Annotated in this window: 16 protein-coding genes and 1 pseudogene; 3 read left to right on the top strand and 14 right to left on the bottom strand. The window is 61.8% G+C overall.

Going from position 1 to position 21,382, the window contains the following annotated elements; translation table 11 throughout:
* Positions 1 to 58: 58 nt before the first annotated feature.
* The 8 genes from hutH to hutC all read right to left on the bottom strand — a co-directional run bounded on the left by hutH (position 59) and on the right by hutC (position 9,622).
* Positions 59 to 1,582 carry a histidine ammonia-lyase gene (hutH, locus tag VLA07_RS12530; RefSeq protein WP_333989361.1) on the bottom strand — a complete coding sequence of 508 codons (1,524 nt, stop codon included), beginning with the start codon at positions 1,580 to 1,582 and terminating at the stop codon, positions 59 to 61.
* A gap of 153 nt (positions 1,583 to 1,735) precedes the next feature.
* Complete coding sequence (locus VLA07_RS12525) at positions 1,736 to 2,566, bottom strand: quaternary amine ABC transporter ATP-binding protein (RefSeq protein ID WP_007961757.1); 831 nt, start codon at positions 2,564 to 2,566, stop codon at positions 1,736 to 1,738.
* Positions 2,563 to 3,414: an ABC transporter permease gene (locus tag VLA07_RS12520; protein WP_027611284.1), complete on the bottom strand. Its 852-nt coding sequence runs from the start codon at positions 3,412 to 3,414 to the stop codon at positions 2,563 to 2,565. The genes VLA07_RS12525 and VLA07_RS12520 overlap by 4 nt, the downstream gene beginning before the upstream one ends.
* Positions 3,415 to 3,498: 84 nt before the next feature.
* Complete coding sequence (locus tag VLA07_RS12515; RefSeq protein WP_134785230.1) at positions 3,499 to 4,467, bottom strand: ABC transporter substrate-binding protein; 969 nt, start codon at positions 4,465 to 4,467, stop codon at positions 3,499 to 3,501.
* Between the two features lie 69 nt (positions 4,468 to 4,536).
* A complete protein-coding gene (locus VLA07_RS12510) occupies positions 4,537 to 6,009 on the bottom strand; it encodes a purine-cytosine permease family protein (protein WP_333989360.1) in 1,473 nt (490 codons plus the stop codon).
* Between the two features lie 174 nt (positions 6,010 to 6,183).
* Entirely contained in the window at positions 6,184 to 7,866 is a 1,683-nt protein-coding gene (gene hutU / locus VLA07_RS12505; protein ID WP_115988393.1) for a urocanate hydratase, read from the bottom strand.
* A gap of 479 nt (positions 7,867 to 8,345) precedes the next feature.
* Entirely contained in the window at positions 8,346 to 8,915 is a 570-nt protein-coding gene (locus VLA07_RS12500) for a HutD/Ves family protein (protein WP_333989359.1), read from the bottom strand.
* On the bottom strand, positions 8,912 to 9,622 hold the full coding sequence (gene hutC, locus VLA07_RS12495) for a histidine utilization repressor (protein ID WP_162803449.1): 711 nt from the start codon (positions 9,620 to 9,622) through the stop codon (positions 8,912 to 8,914). Before hutC ends, VLA07_RS12500 begins: the two co-directional genes overlap by 4 nt.
* Before the next feature lie 146 nt (positions 9,623 to 9,768).
* On the opposite strand from hutC, the gene VLA07_RS12490 reads away from it, so the two are divergent.
* Positions 9,769 to 11,133, top strand: coding sequence for a formimidoylglutamate deiminase (locus tag VLA07_RS12490; protein WP_333989358.1), 1,365 nt, complete (start codon positions 9,769 to 9,771; stop codon positions 11,131 to 11,133).
* Between the two features lie 119 nt (positions 11,134 to 11,252).
* Here the strand turns inward: VLA07_RS12490 and VLA07_RS12485 are convergent, their stop codons facing one another.
* Both VLA07_RS12485 and VLA07_RS12480 read right to left on the bottom strand, forming a co-directional pair.
* Positions 11,253 to 11,822, bottom strand: coding sequence for a lipocalin family protein (locus VLA07_RS12485; RefSeq protein ID WP_096794672.1), 570 nt, complete (start codon positions 11,820 to 11,822; stop codon positions 11,253 to 11,255).
* A 31-nt stretch (positions 11,823 to 11,853) separates the two neighbouring features.
* On the bottom strand, positions 11,854 to 12,108 hold the full coding sequence (locus VLA07_RS12480) for a hypothetical protein (protein WP_003220802.1): 255 nt from the start codon (positions 12,106 to 12,108) through the stop codon (positions 11,854 to 11,856).
* Between the two features lie 282 nt (positions 12,109 to 12,390).
* Between VLA07_RS12480 and VLA07_RS27205 the strand changes: the two are divergent.
* Both VLA07_RS27205 and VLA07_RS27200 read left to right on the top strand, forming a co-directional pair.
* Positions 12,391 to 13,425, top strand: a pseudogene (locus VLA07_RS27205) (cache domain-containing sensor histidine kinase); the annotation flags it as partial.
* A 93-nt stretch (positions 13,426 to 13,518) separates the two neighbouring features.
* Positions 13,519 to 14,283, top strand: a complete 765-nt coding sequence (locus tag VLA07_RS27200) for a methyl-accepting chemotaxis protein (protein WP_371917810.1) — start codon at positions 13,519 to 13,521, stop codon at positions 14,281 to 14,283.
* Positions 14,284 to 14,417: 134 nt separating this feature from the next.
* On the opposite strand, the gene VLA07_RS12470 is transcribed toward VLA07_RS27200, so the two are convergent.
* From VLA07_RS12470 to VLA07_RS12455, 4 genes are all read right to left on the bottom strand, one after another.
* Positions 14,418 to 15,020 carry a DUF924 family protein gene (locus tag VLA07_RS12470; RefSeq protein ID WP_115985293.1) on the bottom strand — a complete coding sequence of 201 codons (603 nt, stop codon included), beginning with the start codon at positions 15,018 to 15,020 and terminating at the stop codon, positions 14,418 to 14,420.
* 3 nt (positions 15,021 to 15,023) lie between these two features.
* On the bottom strand, positions 15,024 to 16,034 hold the full coding sequence (locus VLA07_RS12465) for a class 1 fructose-bisphosphatase (RefSeq protein WP_007961744.1): 1,011 nt from the start codon (positions 16,032 to 16,034) through the stop codon (positions 15,024 to 15,026).
* Positions 16,035 to 16,363: 329 nt separating this feature from the next.
* Complete coding sequence (locus tag VLA07_RS12460; protein WP_333989357.1) at positions 16,364 to 17,728, bottom strand: DUF3999 domain-containing protein; 1,365 nt, start codon at positions 17,726 to 17,728, stop codon at positions 16,364 to 16,366.
* Entirely contained in the window at positions 17,725 to 21,321 is a 3,597-nt protein-coding gene (locus VLA07_RS12455; protein ID WP_333989356.1) for a DUF2339 domain-containing protein, read from the bottom strand. The genes VLA07_RS12460 and VLA07_RS12455 overlap by 4 nt, the downstream gene beginning before the upstream one ends.
* Positions 21,322 to 21,382: the final 61 nt, after the last annotated feature.

Raw genomic sequence — 21,382 nt, 5'->3', positions numbered from 1 at the left:
TCCGTCGTTTCTCGTCTTGTGGACGATCCGCGCCTTGGCACGCTGGTATGGGTAGTTGTCAGTGCAGATTCGGTAATACGTTGTGCAGCGCATTCGGGTTTTTCAGCACGCTGGCAGCGGCGGCGATATCCGGCGCCAGCCAGCGATCCTGATCGTAGGCCGGGACGGTTTCACGCAACAGACGCCACGCCCGATCAGTGCCCGCGCCAAAGCGCTGCTCCTTGAGGAATTCAAAGGCCTGCGCCGCCAGCAGGTACTCGATGGCGAGAATCTGCGTGCAGTTTTCCAGGGCGCGGTGCAGCTTCAGTGCAGCGCTGGTGCCCATGCTCAGGTGGTCTTCCTGCAGGCCCGAGGTGACGTAGTTGTCGAGCACCGCCGGTTGCGCCAGTTGGCGATTCTCGGCACATAGCGAAGCGGCGACGTATTGCACGATCATCATTCCGGAGTTCACCCCCGGATTGGCCACCAGAAACGCCGGCAGACCGCTGACGTGCGGGTTGACCAGACGATCGAGGCGGCGCTCGGCAATCGAGCCGATTTCAGCCATGGCAATCGCCAGCAGATCCGCTGCCATCGCCACTGACTGGCCGTGCGGGTTGGCCTGCGACATCACCCGGAAGTTGTCCGGCGTGCCCAGCAGCAACGGGTTGTCGGTGCAGCCGTTGAGCTCGGCTTCCACCTGTTTTATCGCGTGTTCCAGTTGATCTCGCGCAGCGCCATGCACTTGCGGGATCGAGCGGATGCTCAGCGCATCCTGAGTGCGAACGCCTTTGCTGGTCGCGATCACTTCACTGCCATCGAGCAAGGCGCGCAGGTTGCTACCGACCTGCTGCATGCCGGGGTGCGGCTTGAGCGCGATGATCTCGGCGTCAAACGCGGCGATCTGCCCGCGCTGCGCTTCGAAACTCATGGCGCCGATCACATCGGCCCATTGCACCAGACGCGTCGCGTCGGCAATCGCCAGGCAGCTGAGGCCGGTCATGCACGGCGTACCGTTGACCAGGCACAAACCGTCTTTCGCGCCGAGTTGCACCGGTTGCAGGCCTTCTTCGGCCAGCGCCTGTTGCGCCGAAGTGATCTGCCCGCGATAGCTGACATTGCCCACGCCCAGCAGCGCGATGCCGATGTGCGCCATGTGCGTCAGGTAACCCACCGAACCTTGCGACGGAACCTGCGGGGTGATGCCGCGATTGAGCAGCGCCAGCAACGCTTCGACCACCCGCCGGTGAATGCCGGATTTGCCGTGGCTGTAGTTGTGGATTGCGGCGCAGATGATCGCGCGGGTCTGCTCATCAGGCAGCACCGGGCCGACGCCGCAGGCGTGGCTGAGCAAGGTGTTGCGTGAGAGCTGGCTGAGCTGTTCGTCCTTCAGCGAGACGTTGGACAGACCACCCAGGCCGGTGTTGACGCCATAGGCACGCTCGCCGCTTTCGACGATGCGCTGGACGATGCCCTGAGCGTTTTCGATGCGCGCCCAGGTCTCGCCGGACAGTTCCAGTTGCGCGCCGTGACGGGCGACGGCGACCACGTCCTGCCAACGCAGGGGGCTGCCGGTGATGATGATTTTTTCAGCCTGGGACATCTAAAACCTCATGCCTATTCTGTTGATACACTAACTGTGGCGAGGGAGCTTGCTCCCGCTGGACTGCGAAGCAGGCCCAAAATTTTTGCGACCGCTGCGCGCTCGAGCGGGAGCAAGCTCCCTCGCCACAAAAGCAGTCTCACCCTTAGTCGACTAAACCACCGCCGCCCGCCGCTGCACGAACCGGTCAACATACTCATCCGCCGGCGAATGCAGGATCTCTCTCGGGGTTCCGACCTGAATCAGCTTGCCGTCCTTGAGAATCGCGATGCGGTTGCCAATGCGCACGGCCTCATCGAGGTCGTGGGTGATGAAGACGATGGTCTTGTGCAGAGTCTTTTGCAGCTCCAGCAACTGGTCCTGCATCTCGGCGCGGATCAGCGGATCCAGCGCACTGAACGCTTCGTCCATCAGGATGATGTCGGTGTCCGCCGCCAAGGCGCGGGCCAGGCCGACACGCTGGCGCATGCCGCCGGAGAGCTGGTGCGGGTATTTGTTTTCGTAGCCTTTGAGGCCCACGGTGTTGATCCAGTGCAACGCGCGTTCAGCGCACAGTTGCTTGCTTTCACCGCGCACTTTCAGGCCGTAGGCGACGTTCTCGATCACGGTCTTGTGCGGCAGCAGGCCAAAGCTCTGGAACACCATGCTGATCTTGTGCCGGCGAAATTCGCGCAGCGCTTCCATGTCGTATTGCAGGATGTCCACGCCGTCGACCAGGATCGCGCCGCTGGTGGGGTCGATCAGGCGATTGAAGTGGCGCACCAGGGTCGATTTGCCGGAGCCGGACAGGCCCATGATCACGAAGATCTCGCCAGTGCCGATGCTCAGCGACAGGTCGTTGACCCCGACCACGCAACCGGTTTCGTTCAGCACCTGATCCTTGGTCTTGCCCTGGCCGACCATCGCCAGTGCGTCCTTGGCACGGTTGCCGAAAATCTTGAAGACGTTTTTGACTTCGATCTTGCTCACGGTTGCGTTATTCATTTGCTCACCTCATGCCGTGGCCGACCGTACGCCTGAGTAATACGGTCGATGACCACCGCGAGAATCACGATCGCCAGACCGGCTTCGAGGCCGCGTCCGACGTTGAGGGTCTGAATCCCCACCAGCACATCTTCACCCAGGCCACGGGCGCCGATCATCGAGGCGATCACCACCATCGACAGGGCCATCATGGTGGTCTGGTTGATCCCGGCCATGATGCTTGGCAGGGCCAGCGGCAGTTGCACGCCGAACAGTTGCTGCCAGCGGTTGGCACCGAAAGCGTTGATCGCTTCCATCACTTCCCCGTCGACCTGGCGGATGCCCAGATCGGTCAGGCGGATCAGCGGCGGCGCGGCGTAGATCACCGTGGCGAAAATCGCCGGGACCTTGCCCAGACCGAACAGCATCAGCACCGGAATCAGGTACACGAAACTCGGCATGGTCTGCATGATGTCGAGCAGCGGCATCAGCACCGAACGCAAGCGATTGCTGCGCGCCGAGAGGATCCCCAGCGGAATGCCGATCAGCACCGAAATGATCGTCGCGACCATCATCAGCGCCAGGGTCTGCATGAGTTTGTCCCACAGGCCGACAGCACCGACGAGGAACAGCAGACCGACGATGACAGCGGTGGTCAGCACTTTGCGCGTGGCGTGCCAGGCGACGACGCCGACGATCGCCAGCATCAACCACCACGGCGCCGCACGCAGCAGGCCTTCGAGGTTGACGATGGCCCACAGCAGCGTGTCCGAGATGTGGCGGAACACATCACCGTAGTTGGTGACCAGCGAATCGACCCAACCGTTGACCCAGTCGGCGATGGAAAAGGTAAAGCTTTCGGGAAACATAAGCGGCTCTCAATCAGAAATCTCAATCAAGCGATTTACGGCATATCTCCCGGCCAGCCTCACGGTTGACCGGGAGGTATCGACCTACAGCGCCGCGTCGATTTTCTTGGCTGCGTCGTCACTGACCCACGCATGCCAGACTTCAGGATGTTCCTTGAGGAAGATTTTCGCCAGTTTTGGCGACTCGATACGTTCCTTCGCCATGCGGCCCAGGTTTTGGTTCAGCAGGTCGATCGGCAGGTTGACCTTTTCCAGCACGGCCACCAGTTCCGGCGCTTGTTCGTGGAAGGTTTTCGACAGGCCGACCTTGATGCTCACGCTTTTGTCGACGCCCGGTTTTTCTTCCAGCTTGACCGCGTCGATCTGGCCCATCAGCGGGGTTGGTGACCAGTAATAGAACAGGATCGGCTCGCCACGCTTGTAGCTCGACAGCACCGCCGCATCCAGGGCCGGGCCGGTGCCCGGGCGGAAGTTGGTGTAGCTGTTTTCCAGGCCGTAGCTTTTGAGCATTTCGCTGTTGTCCAGCTCGCAGGTCCAGCCCGCCGGGCAGTTGTAGAAACGGCCCTTGGACGGCTCTTCGGCGTCTTTGAAAACGGCCGCGTATTTGCCCAGATCGGCGATGTTTTTCAGATCCGGGGCTTTTGCCTCGATCTTGCGTTTGGCGTCGCCTTCGATCACGTAGCGCGGCACGTACCAGCCTTCGATCGCGCCGACGATCGGGGCGCCGACACCGACGACCTTGCCGGCCTTCTCGGCCTTGTTCCAGACCTCGCTGCGGCCGACCCATTCTTCGGCGAACACTTGAATGTCGTTGCTGCTCAGGGCGTTCTCCATGGTGATGGAATTGCCCGGCAGGCTGTCGGTCTTGCAGTCGTAACCTTTCTCCAGCACCACTTGCAGCACGTCGGTCAGCAACATGCCGCTTTCCCAGTTCAGGCCGGCGAATTTCACCGGTTTGCCGGATTCGCACCAGCCGGCAGCCTGGGTGGCGCCGGCACTGGCCAACAGGCCCATGGACAGCAGTGTGGTGAGCAGGGTCTTGTTCGATTTCATTATTGCGACGCTCCTAATCATGAATTGGCTTACGGCAGTCAAGAGGCATCCAGCCCTGTCCACGTCCAATCAGGCCTGCGCCGCAGCGCGCCCGGCCCCACTTTTTTCAGGTGGTACAACGCTGTTCTGCTCGACCGGCAGAATCAGTTGATCAGGCACCGAGCCGTGCCATTTTTTTGCGCACACGTAATAGAGGGCAGCAGGCAGCACCAGACCGATGATCCAGGAGATATCCACGTCACCGAGGGCGGCCACCAGCGGGCCGGTGTAGAACTTGGTGGAGATGAACGGCAGTTGCACCAGCACGCCGAACACATAGACGCTGATCCCGAGCAGGTTCCAGCGCCCATAGCGACCGTTCGGATCGGCCAGCGCCGGCACGTCATAGCGCTCGCGGGTGATGCAGTAGTAGTCGACCAGGTTGATCGCGCTCCATGGCGTGAAGAACGCCAGCAGGAACAGGATGAACGACTTGAACGCACCGAGGAACGAGTGCTGACCGAGCAACGCGATCAGGGTTGCCTCGCCGACGATCACCAGCACGAACACCAGACGCTGCATACGCGTAACGGTCAGGTGCCCTTTGAAACCACTGATGATGGTGGCGATGCACATGAAGCTGCCGTAGGAGTTCAGCGTCGAAATGGTCACCTTGCCGAAGGCGATGCTGAAGTACAGCAGCGCGGCGGTGGCACCGGTGCCGCCCAGACCGACGATGTAGGCCACTTCATGCCCGGCGAACTGGCCGTTGGCCGAAGCTGCCGCGAACACGCCGAGGACCATCGCCACCTGCGCGCCGATGACCGAACCTGCGCCAGCGGCAAGGAAGGTTTTCACCGAGGAAACCTTGCTCGGCAGGTAACGCGAATAGTCCGCCACATACGGGCCGAACGCGATCTGCCAGGACGCCGCGAGCGACACCGCCAGCAGGAAGCTGCTCCAGCTGAAGTGGCGGATCTGCAACAGCGCGCCCACGTCCACCTGGCTCAGCAGACGGCTGAACAGATACACAAAGGCAATCACGCCGATGACACTGGCAACCCGGCCGATCCAGTGGATCACCCGATAACCGAGCACCGTGACCACTACGATGACACTGGCGAACAGCAGGATGCCGACGGTGTCGCTGACGCCAAATAACTGGCCCAGCGCCTGGCCGGAAAGCACCGTACCGGTGGCGGTGAAACCCAGGTACATCAGGCACACCAGCACGATCGGGATCGCCGCGCCGTAGACGCCGAATTGCACGCGGCTGGAAATCATCTGCGGCAGGCCCAGTTTCGGCCCTTGCGCCGCATGCAACGCCATCACGCCACCGCCCAGCAGTTGACCGATCAACAGACCGATCAACGACCAGAACACATCACCGCCCAGCACCACGGCCAGGGCCCCGGTGACAATCGCAGTGATTTGCAGATTCGCACCCATCCACAGAGTGAACTGGCTCAACAGACGACCGTGTCTTTCCGCTTCCGGGATGTAGTCGATCGAACGCCTTTCGATCAACGGTTTGTTGCCTGCACGATCGGGGGTTACAGCCATGATTCAACCTCTGTGGATTGTTATTCGAGTTCACTGAGCGTCTTGCGCGGGCGGCTTTTGGTGGGAGCGGGCTTGCTCGCGAAGGGGCCGGCACATTCGAAACATGTGCTGACTGATCCAACGCGTTCGTGAGCAAGCCCACCCCCACCAAAAGCATTTCCCACAGAATTGCGTTTATTTACCGGTAATCATCGGCAGGTTCAGGCCCTGCTCCTTGGCGCAGTCGATAGCGATCTGGTAACCGGCATCGGCGTGGCGCATGACACCGGTCGCCGGGTCGTTGTGCAGCACGCGCGCAATACGCTCGGCCGCTTCGTCAGTACCGTCGCAGACAATCACCATGCCCGAGTGCTGCGAGAAGCCCATGCCGACGCCACCGCCGTGGTGCAGGGAAACCCAGGTCGCGCCGCTCGCGGTGTTCAGCAGGGCGTTGAGCAGTGGCCAGTCGGAGACGGCGTCGGAACCGTCCTGCATCGATTCGGTTTCGCGGTTCGGGCTGGCAACGGAGCCGGAGTCGAGGTGGTCGCGACCGATCACGATCGGTGCCGACAGCTCGCCGCTGCGCACCATTTCGTTGAACGCCAGACCGAGCTTGGCGCGCAGGCCCAGACCGACCCAGCAGATACGTGCCGGCAGACCCTGGAAGCTGATGCGCTCACGGGCCATGTCCAGCCAGTTGTGCAGGTGCGCATCGTCCGGGATCAGCTCTTTGACTTTGGCGTCGGTCTTGTAGATGTCCTGCGGGTCACCCGACAGCGCCGCCCAGCGGAACGGACCGATGCCACGGCAGAACAGTGGGCGGATGTAGGCCGGTACAAAGCCTGGGAAGTCGAACGCGTTTTCCACGCCTTCTTCTTGCGCCATCTGACGGATGTTGTTGCCGTAGTCGAAGGTCGGAATGCCTTGTTTCTGGAAGTCCAGCATCGCTTTGACGTGGACGGCCATCGACTGCTTGGCGGCCTTGATCACAGCGGCCGGCTCGGTCTTGGCGCGGGCGCGGTATTCGTCCCAGGTCCAGCCAGCCGGCAGGTAGCCGTTCAGTGGGTCGTGGGCGCTGGTCTGGTCGGTGACCATGTCCGGGCGCACACCGCGCTTGACCAGTTCCGGCAGAATTTCTGCCGCGTTGCCCAGCAGCGCGATCGAGATCGCCTTGCCTTCAGCGGTGTATTTGGCGATGCGCGCCAGGGCGTCGTCGAGGTCTTTGGCTTGCTCGTCGACATAACGGCTTTTCAGGCGGAAATCGATGCTCACCTGCTGGCATTCGATGTTCAGCGAGCAGGCACCGGCCAGGGTAGCGGCCAGTGGCTGAGCACCGCCCATGCCACCCAGACCTGCGGTCAGCACCCACTTGCCTTTGAGGTTGTCGTTGTAGTGCTGGCGACCAGCTTCGACGAAGGTTTCGTAGGTGCCCTGAACGATGCCCTGGCTGCCGATGTAGATCCAGCTGCCGGCGGTCATCTGGCCGTACATGGCCAGGCCTTTGGCGTCGAGTTCGTTGAAGTGTTCCCAGCTCGCCCAGTGCGGCACCAGGTTGGAGTTGGCGATCAATACGCGCGGGGCGTTGCTGTGGGTCTTGAACACGCCGACCGGTTTGCCCGATTGCACCAGCAGGGTCTCGTCGTCGTTCAAATTGGTCAGGCTTTCGACGATTTTGTCGTAGCACTCCCAATTACGCGCCGCGCGACCGATGCCACCGTAGACCACCAGCTCTTTCGGATTCTCGGCCACTTCCGGATCGAGGTTGTTCATCAGCATGCGCAGCGGCGCTTCGGTCAGCCAGCTCTTGGCGGTCAGCTTGTTGCCGCGTGCAGCGCGGATCTCGACGTCACGGTATTTAGTAGGTTTTGTGTCAGTCACGAAAAAGACTCCTCAGCGATCAATTCAAACCAACCCTGGCAGTGGGCAAGCAGCCTGCGCGCCTCAATGCGCGACAAGCGAATCAGTGGACGCTGCGGACTCATACGCATACGTCTTTACTTGTACATACAAGCATATGCAATCAAGCGGCCAACTTGCTGGAGGGGCGTTCAAGAAAAATTGCGGACAGGGCTGCAGAGCGCCTGAGACAAGGGTTGCGGCGTGAATGAAAATTTTTGCGGAGGTGTATGAGGGAAGTGTGCAGCTGTTACGAAAGCGTGGTTTTGCGCCACGCTGGGGCGTTCGGTAACAAGTTGGTGCGCCGAGGGAAACAGGATTGAAATGCAATTGTGGCGAGGGAGCTTGCTCCCGCTGGAGGCCGAAGGACTCCCATTCCGGCATTTACCGAAATGGCGCCGCTTCGCAGCCCAGCGGGAGCAAGCTCCCTCGCCACAATGTGTTTTATATGAGCAGAAGGATCAGCGCGCAGTCAGTTCGATCACGCAGCAGCCCGCATTGACCGCGACTTCAACCAGCCCGGTGTTACCGTCCAGCTGCAGGCAATCATGCCGACCCAGTTGCGCAGTGCTGTCACCGACCTGCACTTGCAGCAGCTCACTGACACTGAACACCAGCACCGTCTCCGCCGAGCTGAAAAACCGCTGCTCACCATCCAGCCACTGCAACCGCGCGCTGTAACGCTGTGGCGCGTAGATCAGGTTGAAGTCGCGGATCGCGCCACCGAGCAAAGTGCAGGACACTTGGCTTTCGCCGCTGAACGCAAACGGATCCAGCGGTAACAATGGGCGAGTGTCATCGCCGTCGACACACAGGGTCATGCCATCGCCCTGCAGCACCGTAATCACTCGCTGGTAACCAGCAAAAGTCGAGAATCCACCGGACTCGGCAATGTCGGCAATCGACAGGCGCCAGCCAAAACCATCCAGACCTGCACCGGCGTCACGGGTGATTTCCTCGGTGCTGCCGCCGCCGTTTTTCCACGGCATGCGCGGGTAGCCTTCAGCGCGTAAAACCTTTACCTGACTCATTTATGAAAGCGTCCTTCCAGACGATGACGGGAACCTGGGTGAATCAAACGCGCGGCGGTCACCGGCTGACGCCCCGACCACGTGCGGCGACGGATCAGCAGGCAAGGCTCGCCTTTTTCGATCTGCAGCAACTTGCACTCGGACGGCTCGGCGAGGATCGCTTCGACCACATGCTCGCCTTCGGTCAGCGGCGCCACCTGATTGAGATAGGCGTAAGGGGTCTGCAGGGTGAAGTCCTGCTTGAGGTATTCCGGGGCGACCAGCGCGTTGACGAAACGGTCTTCGATTTGTACCGGAATGTCGTTTTCGTAATGCACGATCAGCGAGTGGAAGACCTTCTGCCCTTCGCGCATGTCCAGCGCCAGCGCGCGCTCGGAGCCGGCGGCCTCTTCTTCGAGGGTGATCACCTGACAGGTGTGGCGATGGCCACGGGAGGCAATTTCATCAGCGATGTTGTGCACTTCGAACAACGCAGACTGGCTCTTCGGTTCGGCGACAAACGTACCGACACCTTGCATGCGCACCAGCAGGCCGTCGGCGGTCATCTCGCGCAGGGCGCGGTTGATGGTCATGCGGCTGAAACCGAGCTGGCTGACCAGTTCGCTTTCCGATGGCACGCGGTAGTGCGGTGGCCAGTTACCGCTGTCGATCTGCTGGGTGATCATCTGTTTGACGCGGGCGTACAAGGGCGCCGGACTGTCGCCCATGTTCGCGGCCAACGGGGAGACTGGAGGCGGAGTCGGCACGGTTGATCCCTGTTCATTGGATGAAGGTTGCTAGCTTGCCGGAGTTTACCGGGCAGGCAAACGTCTGTATATGTATATACAAATAACACACGATGGGGTGCTGAACCATGTCCGCTTTCTTTGCCGAACGCGCGCTGCTGCCTAACGGATGGGCCAATAATGTACGTCTTGAGGTCAGCGCCGATGGCGTGTTGACCCAAATCCTGGCCGATTCCACCGCAGACGGCGCCGAACGGCTGAGCGGTCCGCTGCTGCCGGGCATGCCCAATCTGCACTCCCACGCCTTCCAGCGCGCGATGGCCGGGCTGGCCGAAGTGGCCGGCAATCCCAACGACAGTTTCTGGACCTGGCGCGACCTGATGTATCGGCTCGTCGGAAAAATCAGCCCCGAGCAACTCGGCGTGATCGCCCGTCAGCTGTACATCGAAATGCTCAAGGCCGGTTACACCTCGGTTGCTGAATTCCACTATGTACACCACGACAATAACGGTCAGCCGTATGCCGATCCGGCCGAACTGGCACTGCGCATCAGTCAGGCAGCGAGCGAAAGCGGCATCGGTCTGACCCTGCTGCCGGTGCTCTACAGCCATTCCGGGTTCGGCGGCCAGACGCCCAATGATGGGCAGCGCCGCTTCATCAACAGCAGCGAAAATTACCTGAAGCTGCAATCGCGCTTGCAGCCATTACTGGCTCAGCAAAAAGCGCAATCGCTGGGTCTGTGCTTCCACTCGCTGCGCGCGGTCACTCCGCAGCAGATCAGCGAAGTGCTGGCCGCCAGCGACAAGCAGTGCCCGGTGCACATCCACATCGCCGAGCAGCAGAAAGAGGTCGACGACTGCCTGAGCTGGAGCGGTCGCCGTCCGTTGCAATGGCTCTACGAAAATACCGAAGTCGATCAGCGCTGGTGCCTGGTCCACGCGACCCACGCCAACCCGGAAGAAGTCACGCTGATGGCCAAGAGTCGCGCCATCGCCGGCCTGTGCCTGACCACCGAAGCGAATCTGGGCGACGGGATTTTCCCGGCGGTGGATTTCCTCGCTCAGGGTGGGCGCATGGGCATCGGTTCCGACAGCCATGTGTCGCTCAGCGTGGTCGAGGAATTGCGCTGGCTGGAATACGGCCAGCGTCTACGCGATCAGCGGCGTAACCGTTTGTATGGCGCGGATCAGCCGATGGTTGGGCGCACGCTGTATGACGCAGCGCTGGACGGCGGCGCCCAGGCTTTGGGACAGCCGATTGGTGCGCTGGAAGTCGGCAAGCGTGCGGACTGGATCGTGCTCGATGGCAATGATCCGTATCTGGCCACCGCCAGCGGTGACGGGATTCTGAATCGCTGGCTGTTCGCTGGTGGCGATCGCCAGGTGCGCGACGTGTTGGTCAATGGCCAATGGGTGGTGCGCGATGGCCGGCATGCGGGCGAAGAGGAAAGCGCACGTGCCTTCACCCAGGTTCTGCGCGAACTTTTAGGCTGACACAAAACAAAAATGTGGGAGCGAGCCTGCTCGCGATGGCGGTGTGTCAGACATAAATATGTGACTGACACACCGCCATCGCGAGCAGGCTCACTCCTACATTGATTTTGTGGTGACCTTTAGTTCGAAGTCTTGGCCATCTGCCGATCCGACGCCCGCCAGATCAGTCGCGTAGTGTCGTAACCCTGCTGACGCGCCTTGCTCAGCAACTCCTCACGCACCACACCGTTGACGGTCGGCGTGCGCGACAGCAACCACATGTACTTGCGACTCGGGTCGCCGACGATGGCGGTCTTGTAGTCGTCGCTGACGTACAACACCCAGTATTCGCCTTTCGCCACACCCGGAATCAAGCGCGAGAACCAGGTATCGAACTCGACCCACAACTTGTCGGTCTTGCCCGGCACCTGTGGATAAGCCTTGCCTTTGGCTTCTTCCCACTGCCAGTCGGAGGTCAGGCAGCGATTGAGCACATCGACATTGCCGTCGGGTCTGAGCGAGTAGTGGGCTTCGGACTGCGCGCAGTTGCGCTGGAAGTACATCGGCAGGCGCGCCAGTTCATACCAGGTGCCCTGATAACGCTTGAGATTGACACTGTGAGCCGTCTTGGGCGCCAGCGGATCTTCACCGTGGGTGGCGCAGCCGGCCAGTACCAGGCCGGCAAAAAGGACGAACAATAACCGCTTCATTATTTTTCTCCCGTGGGCGCATAGCCCCGGTTTACTTCAGGCCTTGGCCGGAAAACATCAGCACTTTGTCACCGGCGTACTGCACGCTGATAAAGCTGTTTTTATCGCCCCAGGTGCAACTGGACATGCCGAGCGCACCCGAACAGTCGGTGGGTTTGCCGAGCAGCGTCTCAACCTCGGCCTTGGCCATGCCGGCCGAAAGCTTGGAATAGTTTTCCTGATTGACCTTGCTGCACGCGGCCAACAGCACGCAAAAAGTCAGAAGGGCGATAGATCGCAGCGACATGAAGTAACTCCTGGAGCGGAAGGGGGATGGCATGGTGCCAACCAGAAGCTTAGAAGAGAAAACCCTCATCTGGTTCCCTTCAGAAATGGCTATTTATCGCTCCGCTCGTCTGGCATTTACCGGTAAATCAGACACTTTGTGCGGCTATTGAGCATTTCGTCGCATTTCATCAAAGACGCCTAATCTTTGGCGCGCGGCGGTCGAAATAAGAGCAGCGCAAAGCCCCCGAGTGTGGCAAATTGCCGCCCTTTCTCGACCAGCCCCTTCGCGGTAGTTCATTCGATGACCAGAAACATGAAATTCAGCCACAAGATCTTGTTGGCTGCCGCCCTCGTGGTGGCCGTTGCGTTCGCCTGTTTCATTTTGTTCAACGACTATCGACAACGCGAAGCCCTGAGCAGCAGCACCGAAGCCTCGATGCAGGAACTGGGCAGCCTGACCACCAGCAACATCCAGACCTGGCTGGAAAGCCGCATCCAGTTACTGCAATCGCTGTCGCAGCAGGTCGCCGCCGACGGCAGCGCCCCGGCCAGCCTCAAGCGCATCATCGACCTGCCCGCCTACACCGGCAATTTCCAGCTCAGCTACTTCGGCGGCGCTGACGGCGTGATGTTCTCGGTACCCGCCGGCAATCGCGCGCCGGACTACGACCCGCGCGCCCGTGGCTGGTACAAGGCAGCCAACAGCGCCCAACAGACCATCGTCACCGAACCCTACATCGCCGCATCGTCGGGCAAACTGGTAATCACCGTCGCCACTCCAGTGCAGCGTCAGGGCCAGATGATCGGTGTGGCCGGCGCGGATATCGACCTGACCAGCGTCAGCGCGATCATCAACTCGCTCAACTTTGGTGGCCACGGCCATGCGTTCATCGTCAGCGCCGATGGCAAGATCCTGATTCACCCGGACAGCAAACTGGTCCTGAAGACCCTCGCCGAGGCTTATCCAAACGGCGCACCGAAAGTCAGCCCGGGCCTGAAAGAAGTCGAATTCGACGGCAAGACCCAACTGATCTCCTTCACCCGCGTCAACGGCGTGCCATCGGCTGACTGGTACGTGGCGCTGGTGCTGGACAAGGACACCGCATTCTCGATGCTCAGCGAATTCCGCACCTCGGCGCTGATCGCCATGGTGATCGCCGTGGTGATCATCATCGCTTTGCTCGGCATGTTGATTCGCGTGCTGATGCAGCCGCTGCTGACCATGGGCCGCGCCATGCATGACATCGCCGAAGGTGAAGGCGACCTGACCAAGCGGCTGGTGATCCACGGCCACGACGAGTTCGGCGCGCTGGGCCTGTCGTTCAACCGCTTTGTCGAGCGTATTCACACCTCGATCCGTGAAGTGTCCTCGGCCACCGGGCAAGTCAACGAAGTCGCCCTGCGCGTGGTCGCGGCGTCGAACTCGTCGATGTACAACTCCGACCAGCAAGCAACCCGCACCAACAGCGTAGCTGCGGCGATCAACCAGCTCGGCGCCGCCGCTCAGGAAATCGCCCAGAACGCCGCCCTCGCCTCGCAACACTCCAGCGATGCGCGCAGCCTGGCGGTCGATGGTCAGCAGGTTGTGGATAAAACCATCCACGCCATGCAGCAGCTGTCGGCAAAAATCAGCGACTCCTGCGGCAACATCGAAACACTGAACAGCAACACGGTGAACATCGGGCAGATTCTGGAAGTGATCACCAGCATCTCGCAGCAGACCAACCTGCTGGCGCTAAACGCTGCCATCGAAGCGGCCCGCGCCGGTGAGGCTGGCCGTGGTTTCGCCGTGGTCGCTGACGAGGTGCGCAACCTCGCCCACCGCACCCAGGATTCGGCGCAGCAAGTGCAGAAGATGATCGAAGAACTGCAAGTCGGTGCACGCCAGGCAGTCAGCATCATGACCGAGAGCCAGCGCGAGAGCGAAAGCAGCGTTGGCATCGCCAACCAGGCCGGCGAACGCCTGGGCAGCGTGACCCAGCGCATCGGCGAGATCGACGGCATGAACCAGTCAGTGGCTACCGCGACTGAGGAGCAGACGGCTGTGGTCGAATCGATCAACGTCGACATCAACGAGATCAATACGCTGAACCAGGAAGGTGTCGAGAACCTGCAGGCGACCTTGCGCGCTTGCTCGGATCTGGAGCAACAGGCGGCGCGCTTGAAGCAGTTGGTAGGCAGCTTCAGGATCTAAGGCGCGGCCACTGGCCTCTTCGCGAGCAAGCCCGCTCCCACAGGGATCTTCGGTGTTAACACAATGTGTGTTCCACCATGAGGCACTGTGGGAGCGGGCTTGCTCGCGAAGACGGCAGCAGCCTTAACGCAAGTTTAGAATCGGGAACCTGGCCCGGCGAGAAACTCAAGTTCTTCCGCCGTCGACTCCCGCCCCAACACCGCATTGCGATGCGGAAACCGTCCAAACCGCGCAATCACTTTCTGATGCCGCTCGGCATAGTCCAGATTGTCGGCAAACACCGCCCGCTCGGCTTCCGGCTGTTCAGCCAGCAGATCGATAAAGCGCGAAACGGCTTCGTTCTGCACCGCGAGGTTTTCGCAGTGTTCGAACACCAGATAAATGAATACCCGCTGAATCGGCTTCAGTTGCCGGTCGAAGTCCGCCGCAATGCCTTGGGCGACGAGTTTCTGCGCGCGCAGATCACCGGAAAACGCTTTGGGAGTGTCGCGAAAGATCATTCGCGGCAATTGATCGAGCAGCAACACCACCGCCAACCAACCTTCCGGACGTTGCGTCCACTCGGTCAATTCGCCGGCGAGGGCCTGATCGACAAAGACCCCGAAACGCTCACGCGCTTCGAGGTCCTGGCTGTCTTTCTTGCCGAACCACAACTTGCCCTTGTCAGCCGCAATCTCGTCCGGTGATTCGGCATGTCCGAACCACCAATCGAGCAACGGCTGCCAGGGCGCAGTCATGGTTTATTCCTTGTGGTAAGCCGTGGCGCGGGCGACTTCTTCTTTCGAGCCGAGGAACACCGCTACGCGCTGGTGCAGGCCTTCCGGCTGGATGTCGAGGATACGCTGGTGACCGTCGGTGGACGCGCCGCCGGCCTGTTCCACCAGGAACGACATCGGGTTGGCTTCGTACATCAGACGCAGTTTGCCCGGCTTGGACGGCTCACGGCTGTCGCGTGGGTACATGAACAGACCGCCACGGGTCAGGATGCGGTGCACGTCGGCCACCATCGCCGCGACCCAGCGCATGTTGTAGTTTTTCTTCAGCGGGCCTTCTTCGCCGGCCAGCAGTTCGCTGACGTAGCGTTGTACCGGGGCCTCCCAGTGGCGCTGGTTGGACATGTTGATCGCGAATTCCTGGGTGGTTTCAGGAATGGTGATGTCTTCGTGGGTCAGCACGAAGCTGCCCATTTCGCGGTCCAGGGTGAAGCCTTTGACGCCGTCGCCCAGAGTCAGCACCAGCATGGTCTGCGGGCCGTAGATCGCGTAACCGGCGGCAACCTGCTGGGTGCCTGGCTGCAGGAAGGCTTTTTCGTTCAGCGGCTCGTTCTGGCTCAGGTATTCGTTCGGGCAACGCAGTACCGAGAAGATGGTGCCGACCGGAGCGTTGATGTCGATGTTCGACGAGCCGTCCAGTGGGTCGAACACCAGCAGGTAGGCGCCTTTCGGGTATTTGCCCGGGATCTGGTAGGCATTGTCCATTTCTTCGGACGCCATGCCGGCCAGGTGACCGCCCCATTCGTTGGCTTCGAGCAGGATCTCGTTCGACAGCACGTCGAGCTTCTTCTGCACTTCGCCTTGGACGTTTTCAGTGCCCATGCTGCCCAGAACACCACCCAGGGCGCCTTTGGACACGGCGTGGCTGATCTCTTTGCAGGCACGCGCCACCACTTCGATCAGGAAGCGCAGATCGGCAGGAGTGTTATTGCTGCGGGTCTGCTCAATCAAATAGCGACTCAGGGTAACGCGGGACATGGACGGCTCCGGTGGAATGGGGGGCTAAAAACCCGCGCAGTTTACAGGGAGTCTGAAAACGTAGCGAGCGATGACGCCCGGTAACGTGCATTGGGGCGCAATTGCCTCTATCAGACGTGATCGGGTCGAGAGAGTTCAGGTACCGGATTGAGCGTAGTTCGAAACGGGACGGGTGGTGCGTGCGCAACCGCGACCGATCTGAAATTCTCGTTGGCCGATCAGCCGCCTTCGCGAGCAAGCCCGCTCCCACATTGATCGCGTCCATCGAGGCTACTCGGTCAACTGTGGGAGCGGGCTTGCTCGCGAATGGCGCGCAGCGCCAGCCATTCTCAGGAATTGGTCGGCGGCTTGCGCAACAGGCTCGCCGCCATCGCCCCGAGGAACACCACACTCACCAGCAACACCGCCCACAGGCCGATTTTCTTCCAGTTGGTCTCGGCTACTGCCGCCGTAGTCGCCGGCGCAGCCTGAGTGGCAACCACCTCACCCTGCACCGTCGCCTTGCCCAGCGTCGCGAGCTTCTGCGGTTTGAAATCCGGAATCAGCGTGCTCAGCGGCAAGTTCGCGGTTTTCACCGTCGGATTGCCCAGCGCCAGGCTGTAAGGCCCGTCACCCCGTGCGAGGAAAATCACCTGGGTCGCCCGCACCGCGTACTTCAGGCTCGGTGCCTGCTCACCCAGACCGCCGCCGCGCTCGTCCACGCTCAGTTTCAACTGCTGCACAGTTTGCCCGTACAACTGCAATTCGTTTTGCACCACGTCCTGACCGTTCTGGGTCAGGCGATACAGCAAACCGTTGCTCAACGTCTGCCACGGCAGGCTGCTTTCGCGGCGGCCCGCGAGTGTGACCGGAGCCAGACTGTTCGGTTGTTTCAGCTCGACTTGCACCCGCTCGACATTCAGGCCCATCGGCAACTGCCAGGTGTACTCACCGGACTTGGTGCTGCTACCCGCCAGCGCTTGCGACCAGACCAACGGCAGCGGCACGTTGCGTGGATCGCTGCTTTTCAGTTGCGCCGACGTGAGGATGGGCGCCGAGGTTGGCGCATCCCACAGCAGACGCAGATAGCGTGCGGATTGCCCCGGCAGCGTCACTTCGTGCTGTTCGATGCGTTCGTCGGAAAAGGTCAGCCGCGCGACCTGCCCCTCGCCCCACGCCTGCCAATGCTGCAAGTCATCACTGGCCTCGATGCTGAAGCGCTGGAAGCCGTCACGCTCGCTGGTCCAGTCGAGAATGAGCTGCTGCAGCGGCGCCTTGATCGCACTGGCATCGAGCAGCCAGCCACGCAACACTTCTTCGCCGGCCTCCAGTTGAGTCGACGGCTGCACTTCCACCAGTGTGCCGGTGGTGGTCGATTGCACGCGTACGTTCGGCGCTCGCTCGCTGGCGTCGGCGGCGTTGTACAAGGGGAACCACTTCACTTCATGCAACTGCCCGTCGTCGCGGGTCTGCGCCGATTCCCGAGCCAGGGCATAGGCCTGCGGTTCGCCGGCGGCGTTGAATACGCGCAGGTCGCTGAGATCGGTCTGGCGGGCCTGCAATTGCGCGCTCAGCGGCAGATCGAGGCGATACCACGGGCCGTTGCCACTCACCGTCAGCGGCACCTGCGTGGCGAAGTCCGCCGGTTTTTCCTGGGCGCCGGCAGCCATCACCACGCCCAGCGCCAACCACCCCAGATTCAGCATGCGACTCAAGATGAAACTCCTTCGGTATCCGGCACGGGTTTGTCCGCCACCGGTTCGGCTTCGACACGTTTCGGTGGCAGCGGTGCGAAATAGCCCACCACCAGCAGCAACACGCCGACGCCGATAAACGAGACGATCCGGGCCAGTCCGCCACGGTTGCTCAATTCGACAAAAATCAGTTTGGCCACCACCAGCGCAATCAACGCCGCGCCGATCAGCCACACTTCGCGCCGGTGACGCAGGTGTCCGCCGATCATCAGCCCCAACGCCATCAAGGTCCAGACGATGGACAACCCGGCCTGCACCAGCATCGATTCGAGCAGCAGATCCAGCTCGAACGGAATGCCCGCCCAATGGTGCGCAGCGCGGGTCACCAGCGCGGTGCAGAAAGCGAACAGCGAAACCCCGGCGACCAGTTGTGTGGCGTACTCGGCGTAATCCTTGCGCAGGGCAAACTGCGTCACCGCATGACGCGACCACACGTACACCCCGAACAAGGCGAACAGCAGGCCCAATTCCAACGGGTTGATCAGCGGCACGTACGGCAGCGGTTCGGCGTTACCGTCGCTGACACCGTTGGCCAGCCAGAACCACGCCAGCATCAGCACTGCCAGCGGCGCGGCAGCGTACAAACGATATTCCCGCGGGAATGCCGCCACAGGCCATGGCCAGTTGCGCGGAGCCGCCGCCAGCAACAGATACAGGCTCGGCAGGATCGCCCAGCCCAGCCAGCGCCACGCGTTGTATTGCTCGGACAACAGCAGCAAGCCGTAGCGCAACTCCAGCGCCAGCACGCCGATCAGCAGCCAGCAACCCAGCACGTGCGCCGCGCTCAAGGCCCGTGCCGGCAGCATCGGTGCCAGACGCCGCAGGCTGAAGAAATGCACGGCGAACACCAATACCCACGCCAGCCAACCAAAATTCGCCGCTGGGTGATAACGCGCATGCCACGCCGCCAGCAACACCAGCCCCGCCGCCGGAATCAGCAAGGTGCAGAGCAGGCCCAGCGCCGGCCATTTCAGGCGCAGCGCCAACAATGTCCACAGCGCCACACTCAGCGCGGCAATCAGCAGCAACAGCGTCGCCTGCAGATTCAGCGGCGCAAAACGCAGCACCTCACTGACCCACGCCAACGCCCACCAACCGGCGCCCCACACCAGCAGCACTTCGGACAGGCGTTGCAAACTCAGCGCATCGAACGCCGAGGCATGATTGCCCAGTTGCAGACGCCAGGCACCGACCAGCGCGGCCAGCCCCAGTACCAGCGGCGTCCAGAAGCCGCCATGGGCCAACGGCCGCAGACCTTCGCTGGACAGCGGCCCGAGCAACTCGGGGCCGGTCAACAAGAACGCCGCGCCACCGATCAACTGCAACAACAGGCCGAAAACAAAACTCACGCGCTGCTTGAGGTACAGGCTCAGCCAGATGATCAGCAGACCGCTCGCCGCCCACACCGCACTCGCGGTTTGCCACGGCAGCACGAACAGCACCGCCAGATTGATCAGCACCAACCCCGCCAGCAACACCACCGACAACCCGCGCAGCAGCCGCACATCGCCGCGCACCATCTCGTCGCGCGCCGCCAGCAGCATCCCGCCGATCAACGCCACACCGATCACCGATGCGCTGAGCAAACCGCTCCACCCGGCGCTGAACACGGCCGCCGAATCCTCACCTGCACCTTGCAGGCGCAACAGGAACAGCGCACCACCGAGCAACTGCACAGTGAACGCGGTGAACAGGAACGTGCGCGATTGCAGGCGCAGACCGACGAACAAGGTCACCAATCCGGCCAAGGCCCAACTGATCGCTGTCAGCTGAACAAAGAAAAACAACGGCGCCAGCAAATACAGGAACGTCAGGCCCAGTGCCGCCAGCACCGGCAAACCCTGGCGCTCCCACGGCGAAGCCTGTTCCGCCGAGGCTTTGCGCAATTGATAGAAACTGAACAGCAGCGCGATGCCGAGCATCAACGCCCCCAGCGGTGCACCGTCGAGCAGGCTGCTTTCGCCAACCCGCAACTGACTGAGAAAGGCCAGCGCCGACCCCAGTTGCAGCAGCAGGGCAAACGCTCGGGCGAACGGCCGATGCTGACGCAGGCCGAGCCAGAAAATCCCCGCGCCCTCCACTGCCCACGCCGCCGAAGTCCAGCGCGCATCGAGGCCCAGCGGGATCGCCAGACTGGCGAAAATCACCCCCAGCGCCAGACAGGTTTCACCCAGCAACAAGGCGCGGCCGCCCATCAACACCCGGGCCAGGCCCATGTAGATCACGCCCAGTGCGAGTGCGCTGAACGCAGCGGCGAACTCCAGGTGCTGCACCAGCGCAAACTGCAGACCGAAGCCCACGATCGGCGGGCCGAACAGCATCGTGCCGTCGACGTAGTCGCCCTTGCGCGCCGACCAGTGCAGCAGCGCCTCGCGATCGCCGTCTGCTGGCGCATCGGGCATGTCGAGCAACTTGCGCCGGGCGAACAACAGGCCGATGCCCAGGTACATCAGGAAGAACAGAATCAGGAACGGCTCGGTGCTCCACAGCAACTCGGGCGCATAGGAGCGCAGGCCCCAGGCGAAGCCGATACCGAACGTGCCGACGAACCCGATCAGGTTAAGCAGGCGCCAGGCCTTGAACCAGGCAATGGCGAGAATGCCGGCATTGAGCAACGCGAAATAGCTGAACAGCGCGACATGGTTGCCCTCCCCGGTCGAGGTCAGGATCGGCGCGGCGAAACCGCCCAATGCTGCAGCCGCCGCCAGCCCCAGCGCATCCTGAGTGATGGCGAGAATCGCCGAGAACACCGTGACCGCCACCAGCAACCCCAGCGCGGCGGACGGATCGAGCAACGGATGCAGACGCATCGCCGCAAACACCGTCAGGTACAGCACCGCGATCCCGGTGCCCTGCAGCATCAGCGCATAACTGCTGTTGCGCGTACGCAGCCACCAGCCCAGTGCCAGCAGGGCCAACGCCGCCGCCGCGACGCCGGCATAACGCAGTTCGATCGGCACCACCATGCCCTCGGTGGCGTAGCGCAGCAGGAACGCCAGACCGAAAAACAGCAGCACCACACCAACCCGCAGCACGGTGTTGCCACCGAACAGCCAGTCACGCGCAGCGCTGATGCCACGCTCGATCAGGTTCGGGCCACGAGGTTCGGCAGGCTGTGCCGGCGCTGCTGGCTCGTCGGTAACAGCATCCAGACGCCAGACATCCGCCGGCAGCGGCTGGCTGGTTTCGCTGGCAACGGCAGAGATCGGTTCTAGTTCGGGCGGCAGTTCCCAGACCAGATCCGGCGTGGGGGAGGATGATTGTTCGGCGACGATGATCGGCTCAACGATGGCGTCCGGCATCGGCGCCACGCTCGGCGGTGTGGTGCGCACGCTGGCACCTTCAAGCAGAAACAGACGCTGCTCGACGGCTTGCAGGGCGACCTTGGCCTGTTCCAGTTGACGCTGTTGGTCGGTGGCCTGCGAGCCAAGCCGGGCAAGGCGCAGCGTTTGCCCGATCGCCAGCCCGAGCAGTGCACCCAGCAGCGCGGCACTGAACGACTCATCGAGCAGCCAGCCGAGCAGCAGCCCGATCAACATGAACATCCATTGCATGGTCGATATCCCTAAGCGGCCCCAAGGCGGGGCAATCCCGACAGTTGCTTCAGTCTAGGCA

The organism is Pseudomonas sp. S3(2024) (assembly GCF_036861315.1).
Lineage (GTDB): Bacteria > Pseudomonadota > Gammaproteobacteria > Pseudomonadales > Pseudomonadaceae > Aquipseudomonas > Aquipseudomonas putida_A.
This window is presented reverse-complemented; position numbering and strand designations above follow the sequence as displayed.